General features: G+C 65.1%; 18 protein-coding genes. 9 read left to right on the forward strand and 9 right to left on the reverse strand.

Features of this window, described 5'->3' with window-relative positions:
* Positions 1–6: 6 nt before the first annotated feature.
* Entirely contained in the window at positions 7–513 is a 507-nt protein-coding gene (locus tag G6O54_RS32400) for an SPFH domain-containing protein (protein ID WP_205679105.1), read from the reverse strand.
* Positions 514–996: 483 nt separating this feature from the next.
* On the opposite strand from G6O54_RS32400, the gene G6O54_RS32405 reads away from it, so the two are divergent.
* A complete protein-coding gene (locus G6O54_RS32405; RefSeq protein ID WP_165233475.1) occupies positions 997–1,356 on the forward strand; it encodes a hypothetical protein in 360 nt (119 codons plus the stop codon).
* Positions 1,353–3,035, forward strand: a complete 1,683-nt coding sequence (locus G6O54_RS32410; RefSeq protein ID WP_165233478.1) for an SNF2-related protein — start codon at positions 1,353–1,355, stop codon at positions 3,033–3,035. The genes G6O54_RS32405 and G6O54_RS32410 overlap by 4 nt, the downstream gene beginning before the upstream one ends.
* A 267-nt stretch (positions 3,036–3,302) precedes the next feature.
* Here the strand turns inward: G6O54_RS32410 and G6O54_RS32415 are convergent, their stop codons facing one another.
* Together G6O54_RS32415 and G6O54_RS32420 are read right to left on the reverse strand one after the other, a co-directional pair.
* Entirely contained in the window at positions 3,303–4,856 is a 1,554-nt protein-coding gene (locus G6O54_RS32415; RefSeq protein WP_165233481.1) for a glycoside hydrolase family protein, read from the reverse strand.
* Positions 4,857–5,123: 267 nt separating this feature from the next.
* On the reverse strand, positions 5,124–7,625 hold the full coding sequence (locus G6O54_RS32420) for a 2OG-Fe(II) oxygenase (RefSeq protein ID WP_165233484.1): 2,502 nt from the start codon (positions 7,623–7,625) through the stop codon (positions 5,124–5,126).
* A gap of 243 nt (positions 7,626–7,868) precedes the next feature.
* Here G6O54_RS32420 and G6O54_RS32425 point away from each other — a divergent pair, with 243 nt between their 5' ends.
* Positions 7,869–8,138, forward strand: coding sequence for a hypothetical protein (locus G6O54_RS32425; RefSeq protein ID WP_165233487.1), 270 nt, complete (start codon positions 7,869–7,871; stop codon positions 8,136–8,138).
* Between the two features lie 116 nt (positions 8,139–8,254).
* Positions 8,255–8,533 (forward strand): hypothetical protein, encoded by a 279-nt coding sequence (locus G6O54_RS32430; RefSeq protein WP_165233490.1) that lies wholly within the window; start codon positions 8,255–8,257, stop codon positions 8,531–8,533.
* A gap of 351 nt (positions 8,534–8,884) precedes the next feature.
* On the opposite strand, the gene G6O54_RS32435 is transcribed toward G6O54_RS32430, so the two are convergent.
* Positions 8,885–9,811, reverse strand: a complete 927-nt coding sequence (locus G6O54_RS32435) for a diguanylate cyclase (RefSeq protein ID WP_165233509.1) — start codon at positions 9,809–9,811, stop codon at positions 8,885–8,887.
* Between the two features lie 481 nt (positions 9,812–10,292).
* Here G6O54_RS32435 and G6O54_RS32440 point away from each other — a divergent pair, with 481 nt between their 5' ends.
* The gene (locus tag G6O54_RS32440; RefSeq protein WP_165233512.1) at positions 10,293–12,506 is read left to right on the forward strand and encodes a spermidine synthase family protein; all 2,214 of its coding nucleotides are present in this window, start codon (positions 10,293–10,295) and stop codon (positions 12,504–12,506) included.
* Positions 12,507–12,689: 183 nt separating this feature from the next.
* On the opposite strand, the gene G6O54_RS32445 is transcribed toward G6O54_RS32440, so the two are convergent.
* The gene (locus G6O54_RS32445; protein WP_165233515.1) at positions 12,690–12,872 is read right to left on the reverse strand and encodes a hypothetical protein; all 183 of its coding nucleotides are present in this window, start codon (positions 12,870–12,872) and stop codon (positions 12,690–12,692) included.
* 721 nt (positions 12,873–13,593) lie between these two features.
* Between G6O54_RS32445 and G6O54_RS32450 the strand changes: the two genes are divergently transcribed.
* Together G6O54_RS32450 and thyX are read left to right on the forward strand one after the other, a co-directional pair.
* Positions 13,594–14,250: a hypothetical protein gene (locus tag G6O54_RS32450; protein ID WP_165233518.1), complete on the forward strand. Its 657-nt coding sequence runs from the start codon at positions 13,594–13,596 to the stop codon at positions 14,248–14,250.
* A gap of 801 nt (positions 14,251–15,051) precedes the next feature.
* Positions 15,052–15,951, forward strand: coding sequence for an FAD-dependent thymidylate synthase (gene thyX / locus G6O54_RS32455; protein ID WP_165233521.1), 900 nt, complete (start codon positions 15,052–15,054; stop codon positions 15,949–15,951).
* A gap of 3 nt (positions 15,952–15,954) precedes the next feature.
* Here thyX and G6O54_RS32460 read toward each other — a convergent pair whose 3' ends face one another.
* From G6O54_RS32460 to G6O54_RS32475, 4 genes are read right to left on the reverse strand one after another with little or no spacing between them, the layout of a single operon-like run.
* Positions 15,955–17,106, reverse strand: a complete 1,152-nt coding sequence (locus G6O54_RS32460; RefSeq protein WP_165233523.1) for a DNA cytosine methyltransferase — start codon at positions 17,104–17,106, stop codon at positions 15,955–15,957.
* Positions 17,107–17,125: 19 nt separating this feature from the next.
* Positions 17,126–18,118 (reverse strand): hypothetical protein, encoded by a 993-nt coding sequence (locus G6O54_RS32465; protein WP_165233526.1) that lies wholly within the window; start codon positions 18,116–18,118, stop codon positions 17,126–17,128.
* Positions 18,115–19,953 (reverse strand): ORC-CDC6 family AAA ATPase, encoded by a 1,839-nt coding sequence (locus G6O54_RS32470; RefSeq protein WP_165233529.1) that lies wholly within the window; start codon positions 19,951–19,953, stop codon positions 18,115–18,117. The genes G6O54_RS32465 and G6O54_RS32470 overlap by 4 nt, the downstream gene beginning before the upstream one ends.
* Complete coding sequence (locus G6O54_RS32475) at positions 19,950–20,981, reverse strand: HD domain-containing protein (protein ID WP_165233532.1); 1,032 nt, start codon at positions 20,979–20,981, stop codon at positions 19,950–19,952. Before G6O54_RS32475 ends, G6O54_RS32470 begins: the two co-directional genes overlap by 4 nt.
* Before the next feature lie 433 nt (positions 20,982–21,414).
* Between G6O54_RS32475 and G6O54_RS38220 the strand changes: the two genes are divergently transcribed.
* Positions 21,415–24,996, forward strand: a complete 3,582-nt coding sequence (locus G6O54_RS38220; RefSeq protein WP_250847192.1) for a WD40 repeat domain-containing protein — start codon at positions 21,415–21,417, stop codon at positions 24,994–24,996.
* A 354-nt stretch (positions 24,997–25,350) separates the two neighbouring features.
* On the forward strand, positions 25,351–25,827 hold the full coding sequence (locus tag G6O54_RS32485) for a hypothetical protein (protein ID WP_165233535.1): 477 nt from the start codon (positions 25,351–25,353) through the stop codon (positions 25,825–25,827).
* Positions 25,828–25,853: the final 26 nt, after the last annotated feature.

Here is a 25,853-nt window from a genome sequence, read left to right on the forward strand (position 1 = left end):
GATCCCCTATCGTCTATCCGAGGATCCCGCCTTCGGTTCAGGTCGATCGACGTCCTTCGTCGCGACCGCGGAACCCAACCCGCGACCGTTGAATCGCCCGCCCGCCTCCAACACGGGGAGGCCCGCCTCCGTGGGCACGTAAATCACGTCGTGGTTGCCTTCCTCGAGGTTGTGGATCCACAGGTAGCGGAGGTACGCCTCGTTGTCCTTCAGGCTTTCGCCGATGATCTGATTGGCCTTGGCGACTCCCTCGGCGCGGGTGATCTCGGCTTTCGCCAGGTACTCGGCCGACTCCTGGCGAGCCTTCGCGTCCTGCACGAGGATCTGTTTCGAGTACTCAGCCTTCGCGAGCTCGGCACGGCCCTGCATGTGCTGCTGGTAGACGTGCAGGTACGGACATCCGATCACGAAGATGGCCACGCCGCAAACGACCACAAGTCCAGCCCAGCGAACGAGCCGGAAGACCCATCTCAGGTCCGAGTCGAAGGAAGGCATGAAATTCGGCTTCGGCATCGGGGCACTCCAGATCAAGATTGAGCCCGGTCGAGACTGCGACCGATCGGTGCTCGAGGAGGATCTTCGCCTCGACCGTCGGCGATATTCGAAACCCTCTCATGCCGCCCCCGGGGGCGGCCCCATCACCCACCCCGTTTCTTCGCCCGCCGCCGCCTGACCTTCGCCGGCGATCGCCCCTGGCGGCAAGGGTGGGACGGCTCCCGCTCGGGAGATACCGGTGGCCACGGGCATCGGGTGATCATTGGCCACGCATCGGGGATCGAGAAGCCAGGGGAGGGAGCGGAATGCGCCCCGATCGGCTCGATGATTCCGGATTTCACGGGGGTGCCCAGCCACCAATCCCGGGCCACCAATCCTCCGGGTCGAGGAGGCGGACCGAACTTGCACCACGCCAGGGGAACCGAGCCCGCCGAACTCCCCTATCCGTCGTCCTCCTGCTCCCGGATAATCGAAGTCCCAGACCTCGACGGGCAGGCACGGATGGCGAGAACCTTGATCCCCACGGTCATCAACCTGATCCGGTCCGCCCGCATCGACCTCTCCACCGAGAAGCGGGCCCAGGCCGATGTCGAGCGGTTGCTCACCGGGGCCGGAATTCCGTTCGAGCGGGAAGTCCGGCTCACCGAGATCGACATCATCGACTTCCTGATCTCGGGGATCGGCCTCGAGCTGAAGCTGCGGGGAGCCCGCAAGAGGGACGTCTACCGCCAGCTCTGCCGCTACGCCAGGCATCCCCGCATCGAGGCGCTTCTGCTGGCATCGAGCCTCAGCATGGGCCTGCCCGCCTCGATCGAGGGCAAGGATGCATACTTCGTGAAGCTTGGCGAGGCCTGGCTATGAGGGTTTACGGCGCGGTCGCTCTCTCCCGCGACGGCTCGCGGTGGGTCATCAGCCGGGCGGAGCCGCACATCTCGATTCGCCTGAAGCAGATTTTCCCGAGCATCCCGAAGGCGGCCATCCCGCCTTACGACCTGCCGCACACCCTCACGGCGGATACCGACCTCGACTGGTTCATGCAGCGGTATCCGCTCGCCATCTCCGACGCCGACCGAGCGGCCATGTCGGAAGGACGCGAGGCGTTCCGGGCCAGGCAGGCCGAGATGGAACGCATCCTGATGCCGGACTACGCCCCCTCCGGCTCCGCCCAGCTCCGGGAAGGCCAGCAGCTCCGGCCGTACCAGTGGCAGGCGATCGAAGTCCTGAGGCGGCGTGGCCGCCTGCTCCTCGGCGACGAGGGAGGCCTCGGAAAGACATACACCGCCGCGGGCTTCATGGTCGCCGAACCGGGCTCGCTTCCGGCCGCGGTCGTCTGCGACGCACACATGCAGCGGCAGTGGAAGGAGAAGATCGAGGCCTTCACCCACCTGCGAGTCCACCTGATCAAGAAGGGCAGCCCCTACAACCTCCCCGAGGCCGACGCCTACGTCTACCGGATCAGCCAGGTCGCCGGATGGGCGAACATCTTCGCCACGGGGTTCTTCAAGTCCGTCACCTACGACGAGCCCCAGTCGCTGCGGACCGGTGCGGGCACCGGGAAGGGAGCGGCGTGCAAGGTTCTTTCCGCCCATACCGACTTCCACCTCGGGCTTACCGCAACCCCGATCTACAACCACGGCGACGAGATGTGGCACATCATGCAGTTCATCGACGACTCGGTCCTGGGATCGTGGCCCGACTTCGAGCGCGAGTGGTGCGACGCCATCGGGAACGGCAAGTACCGGATCAAGGACCCGAAGGCCCTGGGGACCTACCTGCGCGAGCAGTACGCGATGATCCGCAGGCTGAAATCGGACGTCGGGCAGCAACTGCCGAAGGTCTCACGCGTCGTCGAGCACATCGACTACGACGGGAGAGCCGTCGCCGCCGTCGAGGACCTGGCCAGGGCCCTGGCCATCAAGGCGACCACGGCGAGTTTCGTCGAGCGCGGAAATGCCGCCCGCGAGCTCGACATCATGATGCGCCAGACCACGGGAGTGGCCAAGGCCAGGACCGTCGCGGCGTTCGCCCGCCTCATGGTCGAGGCCGGGGAAGCGGTCGTGCTCTGGGGCTGGCACCGGGAAGTCTATGCAATCTGGAACCAGGCGCTGCGGGACTTGAAGCCCGCCATGTACACGGGATCGGAGTCCGCTTCCAGGAAAGAGGCTGCAAAGAGACGGTTTCTTGAAGGTGAGACCGACATCCTCATCATGTCGCTGCGGAGCGGAGCCGGGGTCGACGGGCTCCAGCTCCGTTGCTGCACGGGGATCTTCGGCGAGCTCGATTGGTCTCCGGGAATCCATGCCCAGTGCATCTGGCGGCTGGACCGCGAGGGCCAGCAGAACCCGGTGACCGCCTTCTTCCTCGTCACCGACGACGGCAGCGACCCGCCCATGATGGACGTCCTCGGGATCAAGGCGTCCGAAGCCCAGAACATCGTGGACCCGCACCTCGGCGTGGAGGTCAGAGACAACGACACGAGCCATCTGAGGCGGCTCGTCGAACGGTATCTGGACCGGAAGGCGGTGGCGGGGGCGGGATGATGGCAACCACTAAATAAGCGAACTCCGCGAATTCATTCTTGTAAACTAACTCACTTATATCGCCTTCGATTCCTGTTGCCAAGATGGTCGCACGGTGAACCTGAAGGCATCAGTCGCGACGGTGGAGGGCATCGGTGGCCACCAGCAGCGAATCAGCGGCCACGCCCCCGGGTCGGAGCATTCAGGAGAACAGGGGCATGCACGGCCCGAACGGCTCGACGATCCTGGATTCACCTTTCGGGTGCCTGGCCGCCCGCCACCATTTCATCAATGGAAACGATAGGAATAGAGGTCGGCATCCTTGATCTCGAAGCGGAGCCGGACCGTCTTCCCCGCGAGCGATCCGAGATCGGGGTTCCCCTTCCAGCCGACCGCGAGCTCCAGCGCGTCGCCGTAGACAGGTTCGCAATCGGCCAGGGCGAAGCCCGACAGGGGTTTGCCGTCGCGATCCTGGACCTCGACGCGGACGGAGCCGGCCGCGGACGTCGAGATGTTGAGCGTCAACCGGGCCCCCGAGAACGCAAGCGGCCTGGTGACGAGTTCGCCGCCGACGAGGGGGGCGTGCAACGAGACGAACCCGTCGAGACGCAGGGTGTACCGCCGCAGCACGCCCCCGGTCTCCTGGAGCGTGCGCTCGGTGACGTAGAGAGAGAGCTCCGGCGGGGTGTCGGCGATGGCGGACGCGGTCTCGACCAGGCCCCAGTTCTGATAGGTGTCGCCGTAGAACCAACTGTCGCGGGTCCGCAGGCCGGGCCTCAGGAACGACTCCGGCCAGACCGAGAATCGCCGGCGGTCCCGGCTGGTGATGAACATGCCGTCGGTCACCGCCGTTCCTTCGCGCCGCGAGGCCTTCGCCCGCACCTGCCGGTAATCGTAACGGGGCAGGGCCCTGGCCGACTCGGTCCAGCCGCGGTCGATGTAGCGCGTCGGGAACCCGAGCAGCAGGTGCGGCGCGCGAAAGTAGGGCGCGACCTGATTCGTGTACAGCTCGCTGACTCGCCCGAACGGGTACGCCTCGCCGACCGGATCCTTGACATCGGCCCGCGGGTCGACGCGGTGGCCCGGATCGATGTTGGCCGAATAGCTGATGAACTCCGGTTCGGACCACTCCAGGAAATCCGCCGACCTCGAAGTGCGGATGTCGCGGCCCTCGCGGAAGTCGCGATGGTACTCGCGATACTCGCCGCGGTCGGCGTCCCAGAACGCCAGGTTCTGCGAGTCGAAGGCCCCCTTCGTGATCACCGGATCGGGACGCATCAGCGACCAATGGATCGCGTCGGCCGACCGGAACACATACAACCCGGGCTTCTCGCCGCCGACGCCGAGCGCCTTGTACTTCGCCTCGGCCGGGCACCGAGGATTGGCGTCGCGAAACGGCGAGAAGGCATGCGACCCGACTCCGTCCCAGACGATGTTGTTCCGGGTCGAGCCGTTCCAGGCGAAGAGTCCCAGCGCCGGCTTCGACCAGCGAATCCCGTCGCGGCTCTCCGCATAGCAGTACACGTCGCGCGTGCTGGGCCGGTCCTTGCCGCCCAGGTACGAGGCGTGGCTGCCGCGATAGTACATCCGGTAGACGTCCCCATCCTGGAACACGGTGACGTAGTTGGTCGCGTTCCCCTCCCACGGCTCGCCGGTCTCCAGGGCCACCTCGCGGGGAGTCGGATGGTGCAGCCGCAATTCGGCGCGGCCGACGAGCCGCTCCACCAGCGAGTCGTCCACGAACAGCTCGCGCCGCGTGCCAATCGGAACGGGCTCGTCCGCCGAGGCGAGCGCAGGCGCCGTCAGGTTCCAGAGAAGCGCAAGGGTGAGAAGGCGTTTCATGAGCAGACTCCGCGCGTTTCCTTCTTGACGTCGCAAGCCCTGGAAGGAGCATTGGGGGTCAGGACCCTGGGCCGGGTCGCCCGGGACGATCGCTCACCCAGGGCTCCCACACAATCTCTGGGCGGCCGGATGAACCGTCGAGCTCGCAGGGCCCTGAAGCCGAAGTGAGGTCGTGTCTTATCCTTGTTCATCTTGTTTTATGTATGGATCACTTTCTCCCACCATCCCGATACGTGGCGGAAACTCTCCTCCCTTGATTCCGTCCGATCAGCCGGGCTTCTTCTTCGTCGCCTTCGTCGATCGACCTTTCTTCGCCCCGGCCTTCGGGGAAGCGATCGACTCCGCCCATTCGACCAGGGATCGCGCCTTTTCGAGTTGCTCGAGGTCGACGCGATAGGCCGCGAGGGCCCTCGCGTAGGACGCCTTGGTCTTGGTCAGGACCAGGACGTGCGGGCTGCCCCGGTGCTCCGTGACGTGGGTCGTGTCCAGCGCGTTACTGTCGATGATCCCGTGCAGGTGCTGACGCCGGGCCTTGGCGAGAGGCAGGCGGAGCGTGCCGGTCGTCGGGTCGTCGAGGAATTGACGGAGCGTCTTGCAGTCTTCACACCGACAGCCTGTTTCGGAACCTCGCCGCCAGTCCGAAGGTTCCTTCGGTGGTTCGGCCTTCCGTCGCTCCAGCTCCTCAACGACGGCCGTCTGCCAGCGATGCAGCGCCGGCGAGGGGCGGTTGACCCGCTTCCTCAACCACGAGTCCGTATCGATCAGCGTCGGGACCTGCACCGACGTCAGGTTGAAGTCCTTCGGCCGATCGAGGACGTAAGTGACCAGTCGATCCAGGAGATCCTCCTTCCCCAGCGCGACGAGGGATTCCAGGAGCGATTTCAGCAGCCGGCGGAGATCGACGGTCCGGGCTTGCCAGTCGTTGCCCTTGTCCGGCTTCCATCCCTCGACGAACCTGACGAGCTCGCCGGCCAGTTCGGAGCAAAGTTCGAGCCGGGCCTCGTTATCGTCCTCGCGGAGGGACCAATCCGCGAGCAATTCCGCATGCCGTTCCAGCGTCTCCCTCGTGGTCTCCTGATACAGCGCGGTCAGGTCGTCGCGGAACGCGGCCCAGCCGTGCTTCCGGAGCAGGGTGCCGAGGACCTCTCCCGGATTGGCGGTGGCGTCCCGGGCGAGGACACCGCGGATCCACGCGGAGATCAGCGAGACGTCCGCCAGGTCTCCGACCAGCGCGAGCAACGAGCGGGGCTGCTTTTTCTCCGCCGGGGCCATGCCGTAGTCCGCGAGGGAACGGCGACGGTAAGAAGGACTCTGTCGGTCGCCTGCTCGCTTCCTCTCCGGCCAGTTGGCGATGATCCGGCCGGCAAACTCCTGGCACTCGGGCTTGAGGGCGGCCTTCTCCGCCTTGCCGGCCTTCTCCCAGCGGAGGACCATCGGCTCCAGCCCGCCGACCGCGGCCTCGACCCCGGCCTCGCAAAGAACGTCGAATCGCCATGCCGTCGGCCAGACCATGACCGCGGCCCGATGATACCAGCGATCCAGCGTCATGCCCGCGTTGCCGGTGTAGCCTTCGTAGTCCTCCTCGTCCGGGTCGCGATCCTTGATCGCCTCATCGGAGACGATTTCCGACTCTTTCAGGGGGATCTCGCCATACGCCAGCGGCTTGCCCTCGGCGTCGCTGAACTGCTCCGCGGTCAGGCTGGTGTCATAGACTTCCCCCATGACGTGCTCGCTGCCCGAGTCCGTATCCTCCTTTTCATCGTAGCGGTTGTACCATCGGCGCCGGCCGTAGCCGTATCCGAAGTCGTCCTCGCCCTCGGCCGCGCCGCTCTCCCAGTACGTCACGAGGGCGAGGGACGCGTCGCAGCCGGCCTCCCGAGCCGCCGCGAAGAGGACGTCGGCCCGGGCCCGGTCGGCTCCCTTGAGCGTCTCGTACGTCAGGCCGGCCTTCGAGTACTTGTGATCGAGGAGGATCGCCAGCTTCGACGGATCGGATTCGCCGTCCTCGCGGGCCCTCGACGTCTGCCGCTCGCGAGCCCAGGCGGCCAGCAAGGGCGTGATCTCGGCGACGTGATCGGAGTTCCTCGGGGCCTTGATCGTCGCCTTCGATTTCGACTTGGCCTTCGTCGCCTCGAGCGTCAGGTTGTAGACCAGGGCGAGTCGGAATCCCTCCGTCACGGGGCGGACCTCATGCTCGCAGTCGGCGTAGAAGGCGGCGAACTGCGTCTGGAACGACGAATCCGGGGCGAAGTTGACGACCTGCTCCCGGCCGTCGTGGCGGACGACGAGCTCGCCTCCCTTGTGCTCCGAGGGCAGCGCGATGATCAGCGTGGCGACCATCCGGTCGAGCTTCTCGCCGTCGCGGTGGGGCAGGAAGAAGCTCCCCTTCTCGTAGAGGAGCAGCTTGTAGAGGTGGGCGGACAGCTTCTGCCGATCCAGCCCGAGCTCGGTCTTCGCCGCCTTGACGGCGTCGACCAGGATGGCCGCCCACTCGGGGTTCGTCAGCTTGACGTGCTCCGCGTCAATTTCCCAGACTCTCCGGACCTTCGTATCGACGACGGTCTCCGTCCCCTTGCCGTAGGGGGCCTGGTGGGCGGCCTTCTTCAGCGCCGTCGCCTGTGCCTTCTCGAGCGGCAGGGCAACCGGCCCGACGCCCTCGACCTTGAGCCCGGGAAACGTCGCCGGCAGTCGGCCACTCGCGCAGAACGTCCCGGGACGGTCGATCCTCGCGAGGGAGCGTAACAACGGAACCTGGACCGACTCGGACATCGCTGGCTTCTCCTCCCCGACGGCGGGATGACTCGGTCTCACGCTGGATCGATGGTCACGAACGAGCTTCGTCGTCGAGCGGACGATGATACCACAGGGGGTGCCCCGGCGGGTCGGGGCGGGAGCCGCTGACTCCCACGTCAGGCGCGTGGCCTCGGCTTGCTGCTCGTCAACCAGCCCCCGGGCCACGATGAGGACCATTCCGAAGCCGATCGTCGGCAGGTCTCTCCAGAGCGATCGCGATTGTTCGGCTACCTGATCGGTCGCCTCGGATCCGGGGCCGACGGTTGGCAGCTCTCTCCAGAGAGCTCGCGATTGTTCGGCCGCCCGTGCGGTGCCCGGCAGGTCCAGGCCGAGTGCAACCGCGAGGACGGCTGCACCGGCGCCTTCTGGGAGGGCCGCTTCCGCGGCGCGGCGGTCCGCGACCGGGAGGCCCTGCTGGCCGTCGGCGTCACCATCGACCTCAACCCGGTCGCCGCCGGCATCGCGGCCACACCCGAGCAGGCCGAGTAAACCTCCTTCCGCCCGCGGCTCGACCACGATCATGCGCGGGCGACGGCGCGACGTCTGCAGCCGATGACCGCCGTCTCGAGTACGGCCTGTGGCTCTCGCCGACCGACGATCGCGGCGTGCCGGGGGCCCGCTACGGCCTGGCCCCGGGCTACACGCTGGCTAACCACTTGCAACTGGTCGACATTGCCGCCCGCTTCGATCGCGCCGGCAAGGCATCCTTGCCGCGCGAGGCGGCCTCGAGCTTCGTCCGCCTGGGCCTGGATGGTTCGCACTGGCGGGACATCCTCGAGGCCCTCAGCCGCCGGCCCGGCTGGGCCGCGAGTTGCCGCCTCGACCGCCTCGCCGGCCGGCTTTTGCGGCGCCCCTCCCCGCGCCCTTCGCACCCGGCCCGATGAGCCTCGCGGCCGGCCCCTGAGCGCCCCATCGCCGAGTCCTCCCCCTCCGGCAGCGGCCGATAAGGCCGCCGGCCCTGGGACCTCACGCCCCGGTCCTGGTCCGATCCCTCCCCGCCGCCCGCCGCCGGTTCCGAGCCGCTCCTCACCCGCCCGTTCCCTCGCGTCGTCCGCCCCGCTCGTCCCTCGTTGAACGTCGAGCCGGCCGCCGACCGCCCCGGGCCACCGTCAATTCCCGCTGGATTGCTCCGCCTTCCTCTCTGCATTGCCCGGTCCACCCGCTTTGGGTGCCTGGCCTTCGGTCTTCTGGCCTTCGGTCTTTTTCCTCGGCTGGCGTCGTGGCCGGTGTCGCCTTCAAGCGCACGCGAAATGGGGTGAGGGAAGCATCTGGCTCGAGTGGGTCACGCGATTTCGACCCGATCGCTTGGAATGGTACAGCGCCTGGTCCGCTTCTTCCATGAGGCCCGGCATGGCCGTCGGCTCCCATGCCAGGCGGGTCGTGGCGACTCCCGCGCTGACCGTGATCGGGCGGCACGGCCAGTCGTGCGAGGCGATGGAGGAACGGATGCCTTCGGCGAGCCCATCGGCCTTGCCGCCGCTCGTCTCGGGGAGGAACACGACGAACTCCTCGCCTCCGGTCCGCGCCACGAGGTCATCGGTACGGACCGAGGATCGGATGATTCCCGGCACGGATCGCAGCACCTCGTCCCCGGCGCCGTGCCCGAATTCGTCGTTGAAGGACTTGAAGCGATCCACGTCCAGCATCACCAGCGAGTGCGGGGATTCCGCGGTCCCCCGCTCGGCCAGGCCCTCCGCGGCGGCGTGGAGGGACCGGCGGTTGGCCAGCCCGGTCAGCGGATCCGTGCTGGCCATCGCCTTGAGCAGGAAGTTCTTCGCCTCCAGGTCGGCCTGGACCGCCAGGATGCGCCGGGCGACGGACAGCCGGACGGCCAGCTCTTCGAAGTCGACGGGCTTGGTGAGGAAGTCGTCGGCCCCGGACTCGAGGCCCTCCAGGCGGTTCTCGCGGCCGGTCAGCCCGGTCAGCATCATCGTGTAGACGTAGGGCCGATCGACTCGCGACCGGATGCGTCGGCAGAGGTCCGTGCCGCTCATCCCGGGCATGACCCAGTCCGTGATGACGAGCCTCCAGTCGTTCCCCTCGAGCAAGGCCCACGCCTCCTCGGCCGAGGTCGCCACGCGCGGGACGTGGTGCATCTTGACCAGCTTCCAGGCTAATGCCAGGCAGGTCGTCCGCTGGTCGTCGACGATCAGAATCTCCATAACATCGCTCGTAGGTGGCAGGTTACCGGGCGGTGGGATTGAGCGGACGCGAGGGCAGGGCTTTTCGATGCCTCATCGAACACTAGGCCGCACCGATCGAGCCGTCAAATTGCCATATGTGAACACGGCTCGGCGCCAAATCAACTTACGCCGCGCGCCATGAGCGCCATGAGTGGCCATGCACCGTGATAGAGGAGTTGGAGGAGTGGGAGAGAACGCCTTCCCGGCGTCTCGTCGATTCCGAACGACATGGTGCGCCGGCAATCCCGATCGGATAGCCCACCGTTTCATCGGTGCATGACCCAGACTTCCCTCCTTGGGTGCCTGGCCTTCGATGCCTGTGGCCTTCGATGCCTGGCCCGTTACGGGCAATAGGTGCATAACACGCTCTAGGGTCTTGCGTCGGGGGCACCGAGCGTTGAGACTGACTCCATCCCCACTTGCGATTCTTTCTCGTCCACTCGTCGTGAATCACCGTCCGATGCTCCAAACCTCGCTTCGCCGCGAATCTGCGAGCGCATCGCCGCCCGTCGGCACGGGGGCCGCGATCGCCGCAGGGCTGTTCGGGCTCTCGTTCGGATCGGCGCTTTTCACGCTCTCGATCTTCAAGCTGCTCAGCTTCTTCATCATGCCGTCGCTGTTCTTCGACCTGCTCTTCATCGGGTTCCCTCTCGGCGCGTTCGTCGCCGCCTATTGCCTGCCGGCGGGGCGGCGGTCGTTGCTGGGGAGCCTGTGGGGCCTGCAGGCGACGATGCTGGCGTCGGTCGGTTGCTGCCTCCTGGCACATCGATTCGACTACCTACGGGCCCACCTCTTCGACATCGAGGTGTCGCGGCTGGTCGGGCAGATCGCCGTCTTCGTCGGGCTCTTCCTGCCGTTCTTCGCCGCGTACGGGATGTGCGAGTACCTCGGCTATCAGTACGGGAGATCGCGGCTCGGCGGCCGGATGCGCGCCGTCTATGCGCTGGCGCTGTTCGGGGCGGCCGCCGCCTACCTGTTCCTCCGCGTGGCCTTGCCGACGCTGGGGATGGCGCGCATCCAGTTGCTCGCCTTCCTCGCCCTTGCCGCGACGCTGGCCGTGCTCGATGCGGGGGGCCGCTCGCGTCGAATGGCGGTGGCCGAGTCCGTCGTGCTGCTCCTGATGCTGGCGGCCCCCGGGCTCGAGGGCCGGTTCCTCTCGCTCTGCAAGGGACGAGGAAACCTTTCAACCTACGACTTCGAGGCCTCCATGGGCTGCCGCCCCGTCTTCCAGCGGTGGGGCCAGTACAGCCTCTGCGAGATCCTGGAGGCGCCGGGGGGCTCGTCGTATTACGGCTTCTACAATGACATGTTCCAGTGGGAATATAGCCCCCGGATGGGCTTCACGGGCCCGAGCCTTGGGGCCGTCCCCATCCTGCGAACGCCCCCCGTCGCCTCGATCGCGATCATCGGTGCGGGCGGGGGGAGGCAGGTGCGGCTGGCCGAGCGCCTGGGCGATCGCTCGGTGGCGGCCATCGAGCTGGAGCCGGCGGTGTTCGAGGCGATCCGCGGCCCCGGGCACCTGCTGCGGGCCTTCGGCCGGGTCTACGAGGCGCCCGGGGTGCGGCCGATCCGGGCCGAGGCGCGGGGCTACTTCGAGCGCTCGGCGGAGCGGTTCGACCTCATCTACCTGCCGAGCGTCGGCGGCTACGCCCAGATGATGATCGAGCCGGGCAACATGGTGCGGACGTTCGAAGCCCATCGCCTGCTGCGGGACCACCTCAGCGAGCGCGGCGTCCTGGCCATCTGGTACCCGCGGGGGCTCGACAAGAAGGGCGTGCTGACGGCCCAGTACGTGCAGACCCTGCGCGCGCTGGAGATGCCCGTGGCCGCGTACCGCAACGAGGTCGAGTGGCTGATCCTGGCCCGTCGAGACCCGTCCGCGACGCTACCCGCGGCCGACGAGGTGGCGGCGTCGATGCACCTGGACCCCGCCGTCCCCGGCGCCTCCGCATACCGGCCGGAAGCGTACGAGGTGCCGCCCGACCCCGGCTTCGTCCCGATCACCGACGACCGCCCGTTCCTGGCGGGGAACGTGCGGTACATCCTCTCGATCCGGCAGGTCTGGACGCTCTTCGAACTCGCCGGCGGGCTGACGGCGGCGGCCGGGATCGCGGTCTGGTGGGCGCTCAGACGGCGCGGGGACCCGAGGGTCCCCGGCCGCTCATTCGCCTCCGTCGGCGCGATGGCGGTCCTGATCGGGGCGAACTTCATCCTGATCGAACACGCGCTCGTGCTCGCCCTCTTCCGCCGCATGTTCGTCTACGAGGACGCGCTCGCGATCGCGGTGGTCTCCTTCCTCTGCCTCACGGGCCTGGGAAGCCTGATCGGGGCGAGCGTACCCAGGCGGTGGTTGCTGGCCGCGGCCGTGCTGGGGCTTGGGGTCCTCCTCCTGGCGAGCCAGCGGCTCCCGCTCGCCGGGGTCCTCCTGGCCGCATCGCCGGTCGCCATGGCCACCGGGACCTACTTCCCCGCGCTCTTCGATCAGACCGCCCGGAATCCCCTGGCCGTCTTCGCGCTCGATTCCATCGGGGCGGGCCTGGGGGCGGTCCTGGCGACCTTCGTGCCGATCCTGTGGGGCCTCAGCAGCCTCTTCTTCGTCGCCGCGTTCGTCTTCTTGCTGACCGCCGCGGCCAACGCGGCGTTTCATCGTCGGATCGCACCCGGCCTGCCGTAATTCGACCGCCCGACTTGTCGATTGGTGCACGTGCATGGGTGCCCCGGATCCGCGGACAAACCCGCGGCAACCGCACCCGATGGCTGTCCACAAATGATTTGCGGTCCAGGGATTACGTCGATCCGCCGGACAGATCCGTGGCCGCAGGACCGGGCTGGTCCGGAGCTGGTCACGGGTCTCCGCCTACTCGTGATGCGACGAGCCCTCTGGGGGCGCAACGGTGACGGGATTGGGGCCGCCCGGAGAGTTGCGTTCCTCCGCGGCCTGGCGAGGCGCGAAGGCCGAGAGCAGGAGCAGCAGGCCCAGCACGGCCAGATACCAGGCGAGGCAGCCGAAGATGACCTTCCGAGCCCCCCCCGCGACCATGGGAGCCTGAGGTGTCTCGGGGTCGCCAGGGGGATGGAGTATCCGACGCGCCGTCGTGGGCCATGGATCCCCGGACGCCGGCATCCACTTCCATCGGGATCCGACGTGATCCCGCCTGGCCTTCATCAGCCCTTGGTCTTGATCGCTTGCCATACGGGAGATCGGCGATAATTCTCGCGAGCCTGGCCGAAGCTTTTCGGAGCTTCTCGTCGCATGGACATGAGTGGGAACGCCTTCAAGATAGAGGATTTGGGGAAGTGGGAGAGGACACCTCCCGAGCGGCTCGTCGACTCCCAACGACATGGTTCGCCGACAATCCCGACCGGATCGCCCCTCTTTTCATCTGTGCATTCCCCAGACTAACCTCTTTGGGTGCCTGGCCTTCGTTGCCGTTGACCTCTTTGGGTGCCTGGCCTTCGTTGCCGTTGTGGCCTTCGTTGCCGTTCACTGGACGAATGCCGAGTCGGAGCCCTGGATCGAGGTCTTCCGGACGGGTGACGAATTCAAGGTGTTCCATCGGATCACGTGACGGACGAGAGGTGGCGAGTTCACCACGCGATCGATCCGGCCTACCGGGAAAGAGCGTGAGTCCTGCCATCTGGTGTCGCGAAGCGCGAGACGTCGCGACGGGCCGTGGCCCCGTGTTCGCTTCATGTGCTTTCTAGCTCGCACAGCGGCGCCGACTGCTCAGTTGTGTCCTTCGGCGGGGGGGTGACGACGGATGGAACGGCTACCGCGCTACCGGCAACTGATCGGCTTTCGGCACGACCGGGTCGGCGAATCCTCGAACGATCGCGCCCGGCTGAGGGAGCTGTTCGCCGCCCCGATCCCGGACGACGTGGTGGAGTTCCTGGCGACGCTCCGTGACTCGGTGCTCTACTACCGGTACGAGGTCCTGACGCGGACGGGCAAGCCGAAAGCATACTCGCATTTCGTCGCGACCAACATCGGGCCGGATTCCGGCGTCCACCCCTTTCCCGCCTCGATCATCGGTCATGTCCTTCGCTATCGCGGCATGGGGCTGCCCGACGGGTACCTGCCGCTGCTGCTGGACTTCGGCAAGAACGCGTGGGTCTGGTACGACCTGCACCGCGCGGCCGTCGTCGTCCCGAGGGGTGACCGGGAGTTCGGTTCGGCCGAGCGCGAGTGGAACGTGATCGCGCCGGGCTTCGAGGATTTCATCGGGGGGATGACGCTCGACCTGTCGCCGCTCCTGCACCCGTTGCGAGTCGCCGGGTTGGGAAACGTCCAGCCGTCCATGCGAACCTGGTTCGCCAGCGCCTTGGGCGACGATTGGGAAATCCAGGTCCAGGGGCTCCTGAAGCGGAAGCGCAAGCAGGCCGAACCGGGCGCGGCCGTGGACGGTGGGGGCAGTTAGGCTTTCCCAGACATGGCGCTTTGGGTGCCTGGCCTTTGATTGGCCTCCGCTTTGAGTGCCTGGCATTTGATGCCCTTTGGCATTTGATGCCCTTTCGCTTTGAGTGCCTGGCATTCGATGCCCCGCTTTGAGTGCCTTGCCTTCGATGCCGCCCGCCCCGGTCCTGGTCCGATCCCTCTCCGCCGCCCGCCGTCGGCTCCCAGCCGCTCCAGACCCGCCCGGGCCCTCGCGTCGTCCGCCACGCTCGTTCCACGTTGAACTTCGAGCCGACCGCCGACTGCCCCGGGCCGCTGACGATCCCGACGGGAAAGTCCCGCTTTCCTCTCTGGATTACCCAGACTGCCCGCTTTGAGTGCCTGGCATTCAATGTCCTTCTCCCGTTCCCCCGCGTCGTCGACCCCGTTCGATCCTCGTTGAACCTCGAGCCGGCCGCCGACCGCTCCGGACCGCCGGCAATCCCGACTGGATTGCCCGCTTTCCCCTCTGCATTGCCCAGACTGCCCCCTCGGGTGCCTGGCCTTCGATGTCTCTTCGATGTTTTCCAAGGACTTGAAAAAGGCTACCCGGTATCTCAATCGAGAGATCGAACCGCTTTCCCGAAAAGATCTTATACCGAACGACTCGGCTTGCTCGTCATGATCACGGCCGAACGATACTCCTTGTCCCTAGAATACGAAGCGGGGATGATGGCGGAGCTTGGTCGGTCTTTAGGGCAGGAATACCCTCCTCCGGCGCCCTGTAGGTCATTATCATCAACGGCATCTGTACGCCCGTATTTATCATGGGCTGGGAGGATCCTTCATGGGCAGAGACTCGCAAGTTGAGGAGGTGACGATCCAGAAGAAGCCGCCCGAGTCGGAGGTGTCCGACGTTATGGGCGGTTCGGCTCGTTGGGAGGTGAAAATCCACGACCATGGACTGGTGGCCCTTCTTGACGTGATGCCGCGCTTCGTCCCCGTAGGGAAGACCGCAGACTTCGCGATCGTGCAAGCGGCGAGGGTCAGTTACGGGGAGGGGACCAAGCAGGTGAACGAGGACCGCGGGTTGATCCGCTATCTGTCCCGTCACCGGCACACAACGCCCTTCGAGATGGTGGAGTTCAAGTTCCACCACGTCATGCCTATCTTCGTAGCCCGGCAGTGGATCAGGCACCGAACGGCAAACGTCAACGAGTACTCGGCGCGCTACTCCGTGGTCAAAGACCGCTTCTACCGGCCCTCAATGGAAGGCGTCCGCCAGCAGAGCAAGACGAACCGCCAGGGGGGAGATGAACTGGCCGACGTTTCGACGGCCGAAGAGTTCCTGCGCTATCTAGAAGAGACGGAGCGGGCCCAGTACGCCGGCTACGAGAAGGCGTTGGAGGGAGGCGTCTCGCGAGAGTTGGCCCGGATGGGCTTGCCTCTTAGCGTCTATACGGAGTGGTATTGGAAGATCGATCTACACAACCTCTTCCACTTCTTGTCATTGCGCATGGACCCTCACGCGCAGCAGGAAATCCGCGATTACGCGAACGCGATGTTCGCACTCATCCAGCCGATCATCCCGATCGCGGCTGAAGCCTTCCTCGATTACAACCTGCACTCGATTCGCTTGTCGCGGCTCGAGATCGAGGCCCTTCGGACTGGCCAGCCCCTCGTCACCGACAACAAGCGAGAGCAAGCGGAGTGGGAGGAAAAGAAGAAGCGGTTGGACATCAAATAGGTCTCAGGCGGACCTGGCGAGTGCCGAGCTAGTCGGGAGCCTACTTTGCCCAAGACCCCGTATGACGACGTTGGCGACAGCCTTCGCGAGCAGGGGTGGGACGGCATCGGCGACCTGTTGCTGCCGGACCTGTTTTGCCCCGAGGAACTCATAGTTGTCCGGGAAGGACTGCAGCCGAGCCGCCTCGCGAACCGATAGTGTCCGGTTTTGGCTCGGGTGGATGAGCATGTTCTTTCGGAAATTGCCAACGACCTTCGACGGCTCGTCCCATTGGAGCCGGTAATAGTAGCCTGTATGGCAGAGCGAGGGGTTCCTGAGGTTTAGCATCAGGTGAGCAGGTATCACCTCCCAGTTCTGCCCTCTCCCCACATACCGAAACCGCTCCAGCACGTCGGGGCTGTTTTTCGTAACCCAGTTCCCGCTAACCAACTGATCGCGCGACGACTCCGCTCTCATCCTTTTCTGGTAGGAGCTCAGTTCGCTCACGCGCCGGTAACGAAGGCGGTCAACATCGCACCCGGTTCGCAACACCGGTAGGTCATGGATCGCCTGGCGGACGGTGACGTATGGATTCGAGGGGGTGCCGTGGGTCGGCTCGGGTGACGTCAGCGCGGGTCCCCGAATCCCGACGATGAAGAGTCGACGTCTGAACTGCGGCACGCCGAAATCCGCGGCGTTGAGCTCGAACGTAGCCATCGCGTACCCCTGCCTCTCGCAGGCCTCGACGATCCTATGGATCACAGCCCCGCCAGCCATAGTTCTCATGCCGGCGACGTTCTCGACGATCACGCACTTCGGCCGGAGCGCGGCGACGAATCGCAGAACGTCAGCGTAAAGGTGATTGCGCGGGTTATCCATGTTTCTGGTGCGCCGGTTCGATTCGGAGAATCCTTGGCAGGGTAGGCCGCAGACCAGAGCATCGACGTCATCAAGATTAATGCCGGCGTCAGCCAAGCAACGAGCAGGCTCGATGTCCCGGATATCTTCCTCCACCAGGACAGCATCCGGATGGTTTCGGCGATAAGTCGCCGCCGCGCCGCTGGCCTTCTCCAAGGCTAGCGCGATCGAGAATCCCGCCAATTCGAAGCCGAGGCTGAGTCCTCCGGCCCCGGCAAAGAGATCGATCGCGACGGGGCCTGCATTCCTTTGCGGCATGTCGTCATCCTGACCTTGACTATGACAACGTGAGTTCCTCTGTGAAGACGGATTTGGTTCCGTCCGAGTAACTTTGAGTGTTGTACTCTCCAGGGACGCAGTAGGCCACCTGGATCTGGGGATGCTTTCGCGCTACCACATAAGTCGCGATGGTCGAAAGCTTCGTGCTCATTGGGGCCATGACGACGTTGTACGAGTCGAGTTCGCGTCTGATCACCTCTTCGAGCTGTTTGGCGCAATGCGCGATGCTGTCAGCTCGGAATTCGAACTCCATCACCTCCTGCTGCGAGAGCACGAGTTTCTTCTGGACCTTGTCCAGTTCCTCGAGATTTCGTTTCAGAAACTCGATCTCCGTGGGCGTCCCTCCGAATCCGAGAAGGACTTTGGCGGGCTCATACTCCTCGATGGCTTTGAGGGCACGCTGGTGCTCGAAGCCGTAAAGCAGCACGAGGAGCGTCTTGCGACCGGGGATCTGTAGCCCCGCGAGCCCGATCACATTCCTCACTTGCTTGAAGCCCGCGCTCAGCCAATCGCCGTAGGTGACGGGAGAGACGTAAAAGACCCTGATGCGCGCCTTGGGGAAGGCGAACTCTATAATCCCCAGGAGCATCAGCAGCGTCTCGCGGTTGAAAGAGGTGGCGTCTAGTGTGATCGATCTGACCGACTCTCTGTCGAATCCTCGCCGAGTAAAGATCTTCGTAAACGTCTCGAGCTGCACTCCTGGGCGCACCAAGCTGCCCTGCGCCTGACGCACCTCCCGGCATCGCGCGGCGATCCCGAAGCGGAGCTCGTCATAGCTGGAGATAGGGGGGCCCCCGTTTTCGATGCTCACGATTTCTTGATTGTTGTAGATGACGCCCAGATTCGCTTCGTAGGAGTCGGACAAGCACTCGACGACAGCCAAAGACCGAGGCTCGAAGCTGTACGCGACGAGCAGAAGGTCGTCTGGCTGCCCCGGCACAATCGTGGTTAGGCCGCCCCCAGCCTTGAATTCATCGAACAGCGTCCTCATTGGCCGGCCTCCGCCGCGTCTTCTTCATCCTCGAAGAGCGGCAATTTGCCGGCTTCGGGATCATCCTTCAGCCTCAGCCGCACGAACCGGCGAGGGTCTTCGCACGCGATCCGCAGAAGGTCAGGGGAGATCGTGAGCCTCCCCTCGAAACCACTCGGGTCGAGCTTGTAGGCAGGGCACAGTCGGCGGTTCAAAATATAAAGCGGATTCTGTCCCCCACCCGATTTTCCACCCTGGGAGGTTGGAGCGAGAAAGAATCGATATCGTACGCCGAGATCGAGGACATCGCCCAACTCCCCCGGCACGGGCCCGGTTATCAAGAACGAAAACAGCCGCGGTTGTTTTGAATCGGGGTCGTGGAGCAGGTTGTAGAATGTCAGTCCCAGCGATTCGACCAAAGCGCGGAGCTTGTCGGGCAGTGAGGACCCGGGGCTTGGCATGTCTTTCTTAATGTCCTCGATTCGATCAATGAGAACATCTTTTGAGTATTTATTTATGACACGATTCTGAAGCTCGACCGGGATCTCGGCGATATCCGCGGCGTCTTTGCCCTGGGCCACGAGCGTGTCGAACATCAGATAGCACGGCTCGAGGAACTCGCGGACGATCCCGGAGGAGAGATCGACTAGGTTCTGGAATCCGGCGTAGCTCTTGTCGATCTTCCTCGCCTTGAGCTTCTGGAACAGACGGGCCTTGGCATAGCGATAGACGTAATCAGACTTGTCCTGGCGTTTGCGCGTCTCCCATTCCTTCGCAGTCTCTTCCCTCACCTGCTCGAACAGCTTCTCTTCGGATTCCGATGCCGGAAGGAACTTCTCGATCTCCTTCGTCGGCACGTCGGATAATATGAGGCGCCGCTGTGAGATGAGGGCGATCTTCTTGTAGTAGTCCGTCTTCTTGGTCGTATAAAGCTCCTCAACGTCGACTTCCGAGAAGTCGTGCGGTTGCTCGATCAGTCCACCTCTTGGCGTGAAGAAAGTCTTATAAGATTCCCTCTGGGCGGAAACTTTGACACAGAGGGTGGCTTGGTCGCGGTTGGCGATCCAATTATTCACGATACTCTGCTGATGCTTCGTCAACCGGTCGGCGTCATCGATAAGGACATAGATCGATGCCTTGCCAAGACGCCGCAGCCCGCCCACTATCTTTAGGAAGGGCAGCAAGAAGTCGTGGTAGCCGCTCGTCGCGCCCTTATAGTTCGCGCGCGACCCCTTCAAGCATCGCTCGCGTAGGAAGCTGCTGATTTTTCGGATTTCAGCAGAGAGCAATTGCTCAAGCCACGTAAATGGCTCGCTCTTCACGTCCGCGAGTTCCTTCGCCTCCTTCGCCGAACCTGCGATTGAAGCCGGGTCGAATAACCGAGAGACGCTCATCGCCAACTTAGAGCACTCGGCGAGTTCGAAGTACTCCGCAGGGAATTGCTCGTTGAGGCAAAAGATGACGTTATACGCGATCGAGATATTCAGGAGGTGCTCGCTCAACACGGCTGACGAATCTTCATCAATATGTTCGAGTTCAGATTTATTGAAATGACCTTCTTTACAGGGGCAGTAGACGGCGAGGAAGGCGTCTCGCTGCCGGAACACGGCGTCGTGGGACCCTTCGGCGATCGCCTGGCATTGTGGCTCGAGAAAACGAAGCATCATGCTCTTGCCTGAGCCCCGCGACCCCCAAACGAAGGTGTGGCGCCGTTGCCGAACGGTTTCGAGCCGTGTGTAATCCTTGACGAAGAGCGATACCGTCTGCTCGGGGCTGAGCTTCTCGGGGCTCTCGACGACGAATGGGTTGCCGCTGAGGGATCCGGAGCCGGAGGGGTTCGCAGGCGATTCGCTCATGTCCCTATTGCTCCCACCACGGCCTCAATCTTCCAACTAGGATGGTTATTGAAGAAGTCGCGGACGATCGGGATCGAAGGGTATCCTCCGGCGTCCATGCCACCGCCCTTGAGGATGATCGCCTGCGGTTCAAAGCCTGCAAGCGGCCGGCCATCTTTGATGATCGAGAATCGTGCCTCAATTTCTCGAATTGGCGCGATCGCGATGAAGTTGCGCAAGCAATATTCGCGCTCGTTGTTCATCTTTTCGAGCCGGCACAGAGCGTACGTCAGAACGTCGATCTTCTTGTCCTCTGGGGACCGGAAGCTCTCAAAGTCCCGATCGGGCCAGCGCGACACCACCTTGTCCGCGTCGAACTGGTAGTCGACGACAACGCGCTCTCGTTTGGGCACGGCGATGCACGAGGCGACGGAAAGAGCGTAAAGCCAATAGATCTTCTGATCTTCCGGGACAGTGGCGAGAACCTGTCGGCTCGCCCTCGTGTGATTCTCAGAGATTTCGTCGGCGAAGCGGACGATGGCCGCGAGCATCGCGGTGTTCACGGTGTACGCGGAGCCTTTGATCGTGCACAGGTCGTCCACCTTCAGTGAGTTGAGAGATGATGCGCCCTTATGAGCCTGCGCGATACGAGAAACCAGGTTCTTAACCGGCGGGTTTGGGAAGAACTCGGAGACCTCATCGGTCATTTTGTAGACGAGTTCGGCATGAGTCGCGCGGTCGATGACCATCCCGACGTCGTGCCAGAGGATGGCCGTGAGGATCAAGTAGATGTCCAGGGCTGTAAGGTAAGGCTGCCCCTTCTTGAACTCGAGCCACTTCTGGGAAAGCTCACCGGCCGAGTTGATTACGGACCGGATGTGTGCCTCACCATGGTCGGTGAAATAGGGACAATTCGCCTGAACCCATGGATAGTAATTCGCCTCTAAGTAATTCCAGATTGAGTCATACGAAGTCTTTAGGATTGCTGCTTCGCGATCCGCACGAGCTCGTTTTGCAATAGCTCTTTCAAGAAGGTATTCTTCCGGCATCTACCCGCCTCCATCCGCCTTGACTACTCCTCGCGCGATCTCCTAAGTTACTGGCTCCATTAGTTTTGGACAAGATCAGTTGAGAATTGTGCGGGTATCAGTGGGCCCTACCCAAGATAGAGAAGTCAGGGCGACGGGGAAAGCACCTCCGTCAAGCCTAGGTAGACACCCCTGGGACGGTTCCGCTCTCCACCATGAGGGGAGCCCCTCCACGTCGCACGCCCCGAGGACATTCTTCCACGATTTCCGATTTTGGTGAAACTGGCCGGCCCTTTTTCTGGACTGTACTGAATAGGCGAGCGCGCGATGCTGCGCGCACCAACCAGTGCACCCAACGCGAAGGCGGCCGGCGATGAAGACCAGGGTCCAGGTTGCGTCGAGGAGTCGGAAGGACAGAGCGCTGCCGAAGGCCCGGGGCGCCGATCCCCGGGGGATGGAGCATAAGACCGCGGACTACCTCAGGGACGCGGGCCTCGGCACCAGCGACCACGAACGCGAGTTGCTGGCAAAAGCCGCCGAGCTCTCCTGGAAGATCGAGCAGGCCGAGAAGTCGGAATCCGCCTTCCTGGCAAAGGTTACGGCGAAACCGAAGGGGTCGCGGAAGCCGTCGCCCGCGACGAACGAACCCAATCGCGAACGGGTCGAGGTCCTTACGAAAAAGCTCCTGGCGTGGACCGGCTGGGTGGACGATCCCAGGGAGCGGGCCACGGCGATCATCGCCGAGCTGGAGAAGTCCGAGGCGGGGCGGCTGACGCTCCGCGGCCACTGGCGGACGCTCCGCGACTGGATCCGGCTGGGGGGCGAGATCGGCCTTCCCGAGCGGCATCAGTTCGTGCGATTCCTCGGCGGTGATTCCTGGGACGTGACCATCGACCCGCTGATCAACGCCGTCTTCCGGGCCTGCAATGCGCTCGATCCCAAAGGCATGGCCGGCTGCGAAGCGTACTTCGCCGCCGCGCGGGCCGCGGCGGAGGGGCGAGGGACGAGGGGCGAGGGGCGAGGAGGAAGGGACGGGAGGAAAGAGGCGGGGGCCGAAGACTTCCTGATCGAGTCGCTCTCCTGGCGTGAGCTGGGGCCGCCGCCGAAGTCGGCCGATGCGGCCTGGACGTTCCTGCTGCGGGTCATCGATGACGAGCTCGGGCGGATCGAGGCCCTGGACGGGGCGGAGGAGGAAACCGGTGGCGACGACGACGCGGCGTTCCTCGCGGAGGCCGAGCTCGAGGGACCGAGGCGAGAGGTCGCGGCGATGAGCCGGGAGCTGATGGAGGTCCTCGACGAGCTCTGCCGACTCCGCAAGGAGGCGAGGCATGCCGCGAGCCTTCAGAGCGAGCCGGCCGAGGAAACAGGCGCGCCCGAGGAAACGTGTCAGGTCGAAGACAGAAAAGGAGTTACGACCGATGACCCGGAATCGCCGTCCGACGAGCGAACCCAATTCGATGTCGGTGGCGAGTCCGAGATCAACACGCCGAACGGCTCCGGATCCGCTGGCACCGTCCCGAATTGCTGGGAGGCAGGGCGTGGGGCGTTTGACAGTTGGCACAAAGCGGCTGTGGGCTGGCCGGGGTGGAAGCACAGCGACACCGCGGTGAGGCAAGCGGTCACGCCGGACGGACTTTGCTCCGGGGACGAGGCGGTCCCGTGGTGTTCCACCACGGCCACCCCGAGCCTCTGCGCCGCGGCCGGGAGTGTCCTGAACCGCCCTCAGGATCTGGGATGGTCCCGATCCGGTCCGATCGAGGGGCCCTGGCCTGGCACCTCGGCCGGGGCAGGAGGCCGGCCGGGATCGATGCACCTCCGGGTGGTCGAGATGGTCAGCGTGGGGAGCTTCGGCCAGCAGGCCGAGGAGTCGCCTGGATCCTCGCACGCCGAGGGGGCCGGCGCGGGGGAATGGGCGCGGGGCTCGGGCGTATCGGCCGGCGAGGCTTGCCTTTCGGGGGGAGGAAAGGGAGGATCAGGGGACGTGATGCCCGCCAGGCCGGCGAGGGGAGGCTGGGACTCGATGCCCGAGATGAGCGGACGGACCTCGACGAAGCTGGAGCCGGAGCAGGCGTGGACGATCCTCACCGAGGCGCCGCTCAAGGGGATGGCGTTCGCGTACGAGGCGGGGCGGATCGTCGCCTGGGATGAGGGGGGGCAGCTCTATCTGCTGAACGCCCAGGGGGAGACGCTCTCGATCTCGCGGGTGCCCCAGGCGATCGTGGCCGGCGCGGTGAGCGCGGAGGGATCGCTGATCGCCCTGGTCGGCGAGGGGTCGGACGGGAGCCTCGTGCTCCTGAACGCGGATTTCGAGATCGAGGCGGAGCGGCCCGCCCCGTCGGAGGCCACCTTCCTGGCAATCGACCCCCACGGCCGGTACGTGGCGGTCGGGACGCGGTCCGGGGCGGTGAACTTCCTCAATCGGTACGGCGGCGGGGCGGGGCGGCTGGAGACGATCCAGCCGATTGCCCACCTGGCGTTCGTGCCGGATCGACCCTTCCTGATCGGCGCGGCGGCCTTCGGGATGCTGGTGGGGGTGGAGCTGGCCGACGGCCGCGGGGCGGGGCGGCTCGACCCGGAGCTCGCCTGGCAGGATCGTCTCCTGTCCAACGTGGGCCGGCTCACGGTGAGCGGGGACGGCTCGATGGTCCTGGCGAGCTGCTTCACGCACGGCATCCAGCGGTTCGACCTGAATGGGCGGAACGAGGGCTCCTACCACCTGGGGGGCACGGTCTCCCACGCGGTGCCGGACTTTCCCGGCCGGACGATCGCGGCGGCGACCCTGGAAGGGGAGCTCGCGATCATGAACTCGGCCGGGAACGTCCGGTGGCGGACCCACCTGGCCCGCCCCCCGATCGCGCTCGAGATCGATCCCCTGGGCCGGTATGTCCTCTACGGGCACTCGACCGGAGAGATCGTCCGGCTGGACCTCTTCGGCGCCGGGCCGGGATCCGGGAAGGGACGGTCGGGTTCCGCGGCCGGGACGAGTGCGAGGGCAGGGGGGGGCGGTGGCGGTGGCGGAGACGGCGGCCCCCGCACCACCTCGGGATCGGTCCGGCGTCCCGACTGGACGGTCCGGGCGGTCTCGTCCGACGAGCAGGCCGAGACGGCGGTAATGGCCGTGACCGAGGACCCCGCCTGCGTGGCGATGTTCACGAGCCCTCACAAGCTGGAGCTGTTCAGCACCGGCGGAGAGAGGCTGGGGAAGGGCCCGGAGATGACCGGCGTCGGCCGGATCCTCCGGTCCGCGCCGGGCTGGCTGGCCGCGGCGACCGATCGCTCGATCGTGCTGGTGGACCTGCGGCGGAGCACCCAACGGCGGGTCGACGTGAGCCTGGTCGAGCTGACGCACCTGGCGATCCGTCCCGATTCGTTCGGGCTGGCCACCGTGCAGGAACGAGACCGGGTCGGCCGCGTCACCCCGTCGGGACGCTGGATCTGGAAACGCGAGCTGAGGAGCCCGGTGGAGGACCTGGCGATCGGCCCGGAGGGATTCGCGGCGCTCACCACCAACGCGGGCGAGCTGATGGTCTTCGACCCGGCCGGCGAGCCCTCGATCGGCGCCACGTTCGATCCCTCGGACCCGCCCCTTCTGATCGAGGCGCCGGAGGCCACCCAGTCCGGGGTGGTCTGGATCACGCTCGGCCGGCGATCGCAGACGCTCTCCGGCCACGACCTCCGCGGCAAGATCCTCTGGTCGCGCGGGCTCTCCTGGGAGGGCTGGTCCCTGTGCCGGGCCGGGCCGTTCGGGATCGCCGCCGCCGCGGATGGCCGGGTGCAGGCCTTCGATCGATCCGGCACCGTCCGCGCCGAGGGGGGAGCCAGCGGGACATCCAATGACGTTTTCACCATCGACGAGCGCAACGTGCCGTTGCGCATCGTCCGAAAAGGGGTCCACCTGATCTGCACGAGCTTCGACGGCCGGGTCCGCTGGAGGGCCGTCGGCGAGGAGACGCTCGGGCCGTTCGCCGCCGGCCCGGCCGGTGTCGCCGCGCTCGTCGGACAGTCCCTGGCCTGGTTCGCGACCGCGCTGAAATGATCCGGATCGTCCCAAAGAACCTCCGCCCCGCCCTGACGGGCCTCCCCCGTAAACCACCCCAATACCCTGCCTCCCACAAACTTACGATCGACACGCTGCGAATTTCCGGGCTCCGGCAGGCGACTTGCTTGCGTGCGGACAACGAATGGACTATTCTCGACAGATCCTCGACAGCCCCTAGGTTCTGGCAGAATTCGAAGCCCCCGATTCACGACATTCCTGGGAATGGAGTATTTAGAATAGGTGCAGGATAAGCTGAGTGCTCTAACGTTCCGAGCCGTCAAGGAGTGAGGGAGTCAGGAGTGTCTCGCTGTCTTGCCCGATACGGTGCCGGTCTCTTCCCCGGAGGTATCGATGCACGCTGGTTGGTCGAAGCCGACATTCAAGGTCTATCCGGAAGCCCAGCGGAGTTTGCAACTGCTCGCGCTCGAGGAGGCGAACCGTTACAAGTGGTATGAGAGCGAGAAGGCCGGCTACGACCGGGGGGAATGGGCGATCCGCCAGTGGATCAAGAACTACTGGCCCATGTTCGTCCGGTGCCGATGGCTCGAGCACCTGGAGGGCGACATCTTCTGGCAGGAGCTGGTCGAGACCAACTTCGGGATCCTGAAGTCGGCACTGAGGGAGTCCCCCTTGCTCCAGCCCATCCTCTCGCGACTGATGAGCATGGATGAGAACCTTGATATCATCCACTGGGCCCACCACGTCGCCGACCTGTCGCAGGAGCAGGTCGAGGAGATCGTGATCATCCTCTCGGCGTTGAACGTGAACTCCTGTCGACTGAAGTGCGAGTTCGAGCCCAGCCAGCAAGCCCGGATCGCAGTTGCCTGATCATCCGTTCAGGACCGAGGGGTCTC

It is taken from the genome of Aquisphaera insulae, from assembly GCF_011064615.1.
Lineage (GTDB): Bacteria > Planctomycetota > Planctomycetia > Isosphaerales > Isosphaeraceae > Aquisphaera > Aquisphaera insulae.

What these genes read in the sequence shown, in the direction of transcription:
- thyX (WP_165233521.1), top strand. Translation starts at nt 15,052, where the DNA reads ATGGGCAGAGACTCGCAAGTTGAGGAGGTGACGATCCAGAAGAAGCCG.
- G6O54_RS32440 (WP_165233512.1), top strand. Translation starts at nt 10,293, where the DNA reads ATGCTCCAAACCTCGCTTCGCCGCGAATCTGCGAGCGCATCGCCGCCC.
- G6O54_RS32465 (WP_165233526.1), bottom strand. Translation starts at nt 18,118, where the DNA reads ATGAGGACGCTGTTCGATGAATTCAAGGCTGGGGGCGGCCTAACCACG.
- G6O54_RS32450 (WP_165233518.1), top strand. Translation starts at nt 13,594, where the DNA reads ATGGAACGGCTACCGCGCTACCGGCAACTGATCGGCTTTCGGCACGAC.
- G6O54_RS32400 (WP_205679105.1), bottom strand. Translation starts at nt 513, where the DNA reads ATGCCGAAGCCGAATTTCATGCCTTCCTTCGACTCGGACCTGAGATGG.
- G6O54_RS32475 (WP_165233532.1), bottom strand. Translation starts at nt 20,981, where the DNA reads ATGCCGGAAGAATACCTTCTTGAAAGAGCTATTGCAAAACGAGCTCGT.
- G6O54_RS32485 (WP_165233535.1), top strand. Translation starts at nt 25,351, where the DNA reads ATGCACGCTGGTTGGTCGAAGCCGACATTCAAGGTCTATCCGGAAGCC.
- G6O54_RS32420 (WP_165233484.1), bottom strand. Translation starts at nt 7,625, where the DNA reads ATGTCCGAGTCGGTCCAGGTTCCGTTGTTACGCTCCCTCGCGAGGATC.
- G6O54_RS32445 (WP_165233515.1), bottom strand. Translation starts at nt 12,872, where the DNA reads ATGGTCGCGGGGGGGGCTCGGAAGGTCATCTTCGGCTGCCTCGCCTGG.
- G6O54_RS32460 (WP_165233523.1), bottom strand. Translation starts at nt 17,106, where the DNA reads ATGCCGCAAAGGAATGCAGGCCCCGTCGCGATCGATCTCTTTGCCGGG.
- G6O54_RS32435 (WP_165233509.1), bottom strand. Translation starts at nt 9,811, where the DNA reads ATGGAGATTCTGATCGTCGACGACCAGCGGACGACCTGCCTGGCATTA.
- G6O54_RS32415 (WP_165233481.1), bottom strand. Translation starts at nt 4,856, where the DNA reads ATGAAACGCCTTCTCACCCTTGCGCTTCTCTGGAACCTGACGGCGCCT.
- G6O54_RS32470 (WP_165233529.1), bottom strand. Translation starts at nt 19,953, where the DNA reads ATGAGCGAATCGCCTGCGAACCCCTCCGGCTCCGGATCCCTCAGCGGC.
- G6O54_RS32405 (WP_165233475.1), top strand. Translation starts at nt 997, where the DNA reads ATGGCGAGAACCTTGATCCCCACGGTCATCAACCTGATCCGGTCCGCC.
- G6O54_RS38220 (WP_250847192.1), top strand. Translation starts at nt 21,415, where the DNA reads ATGGAGCATAAGACCGCGGACTACCTCAGGGACGCGGGCCTCGGCACC.
- G6O54_RS32410 (WP_165233478.1), top strand. Translation starts at nt 1,353, where the DNA reads ATGAGGGTTTACGGCGCGGTCGCTCTCTCCCGCGACGGCTCGCGGTGG.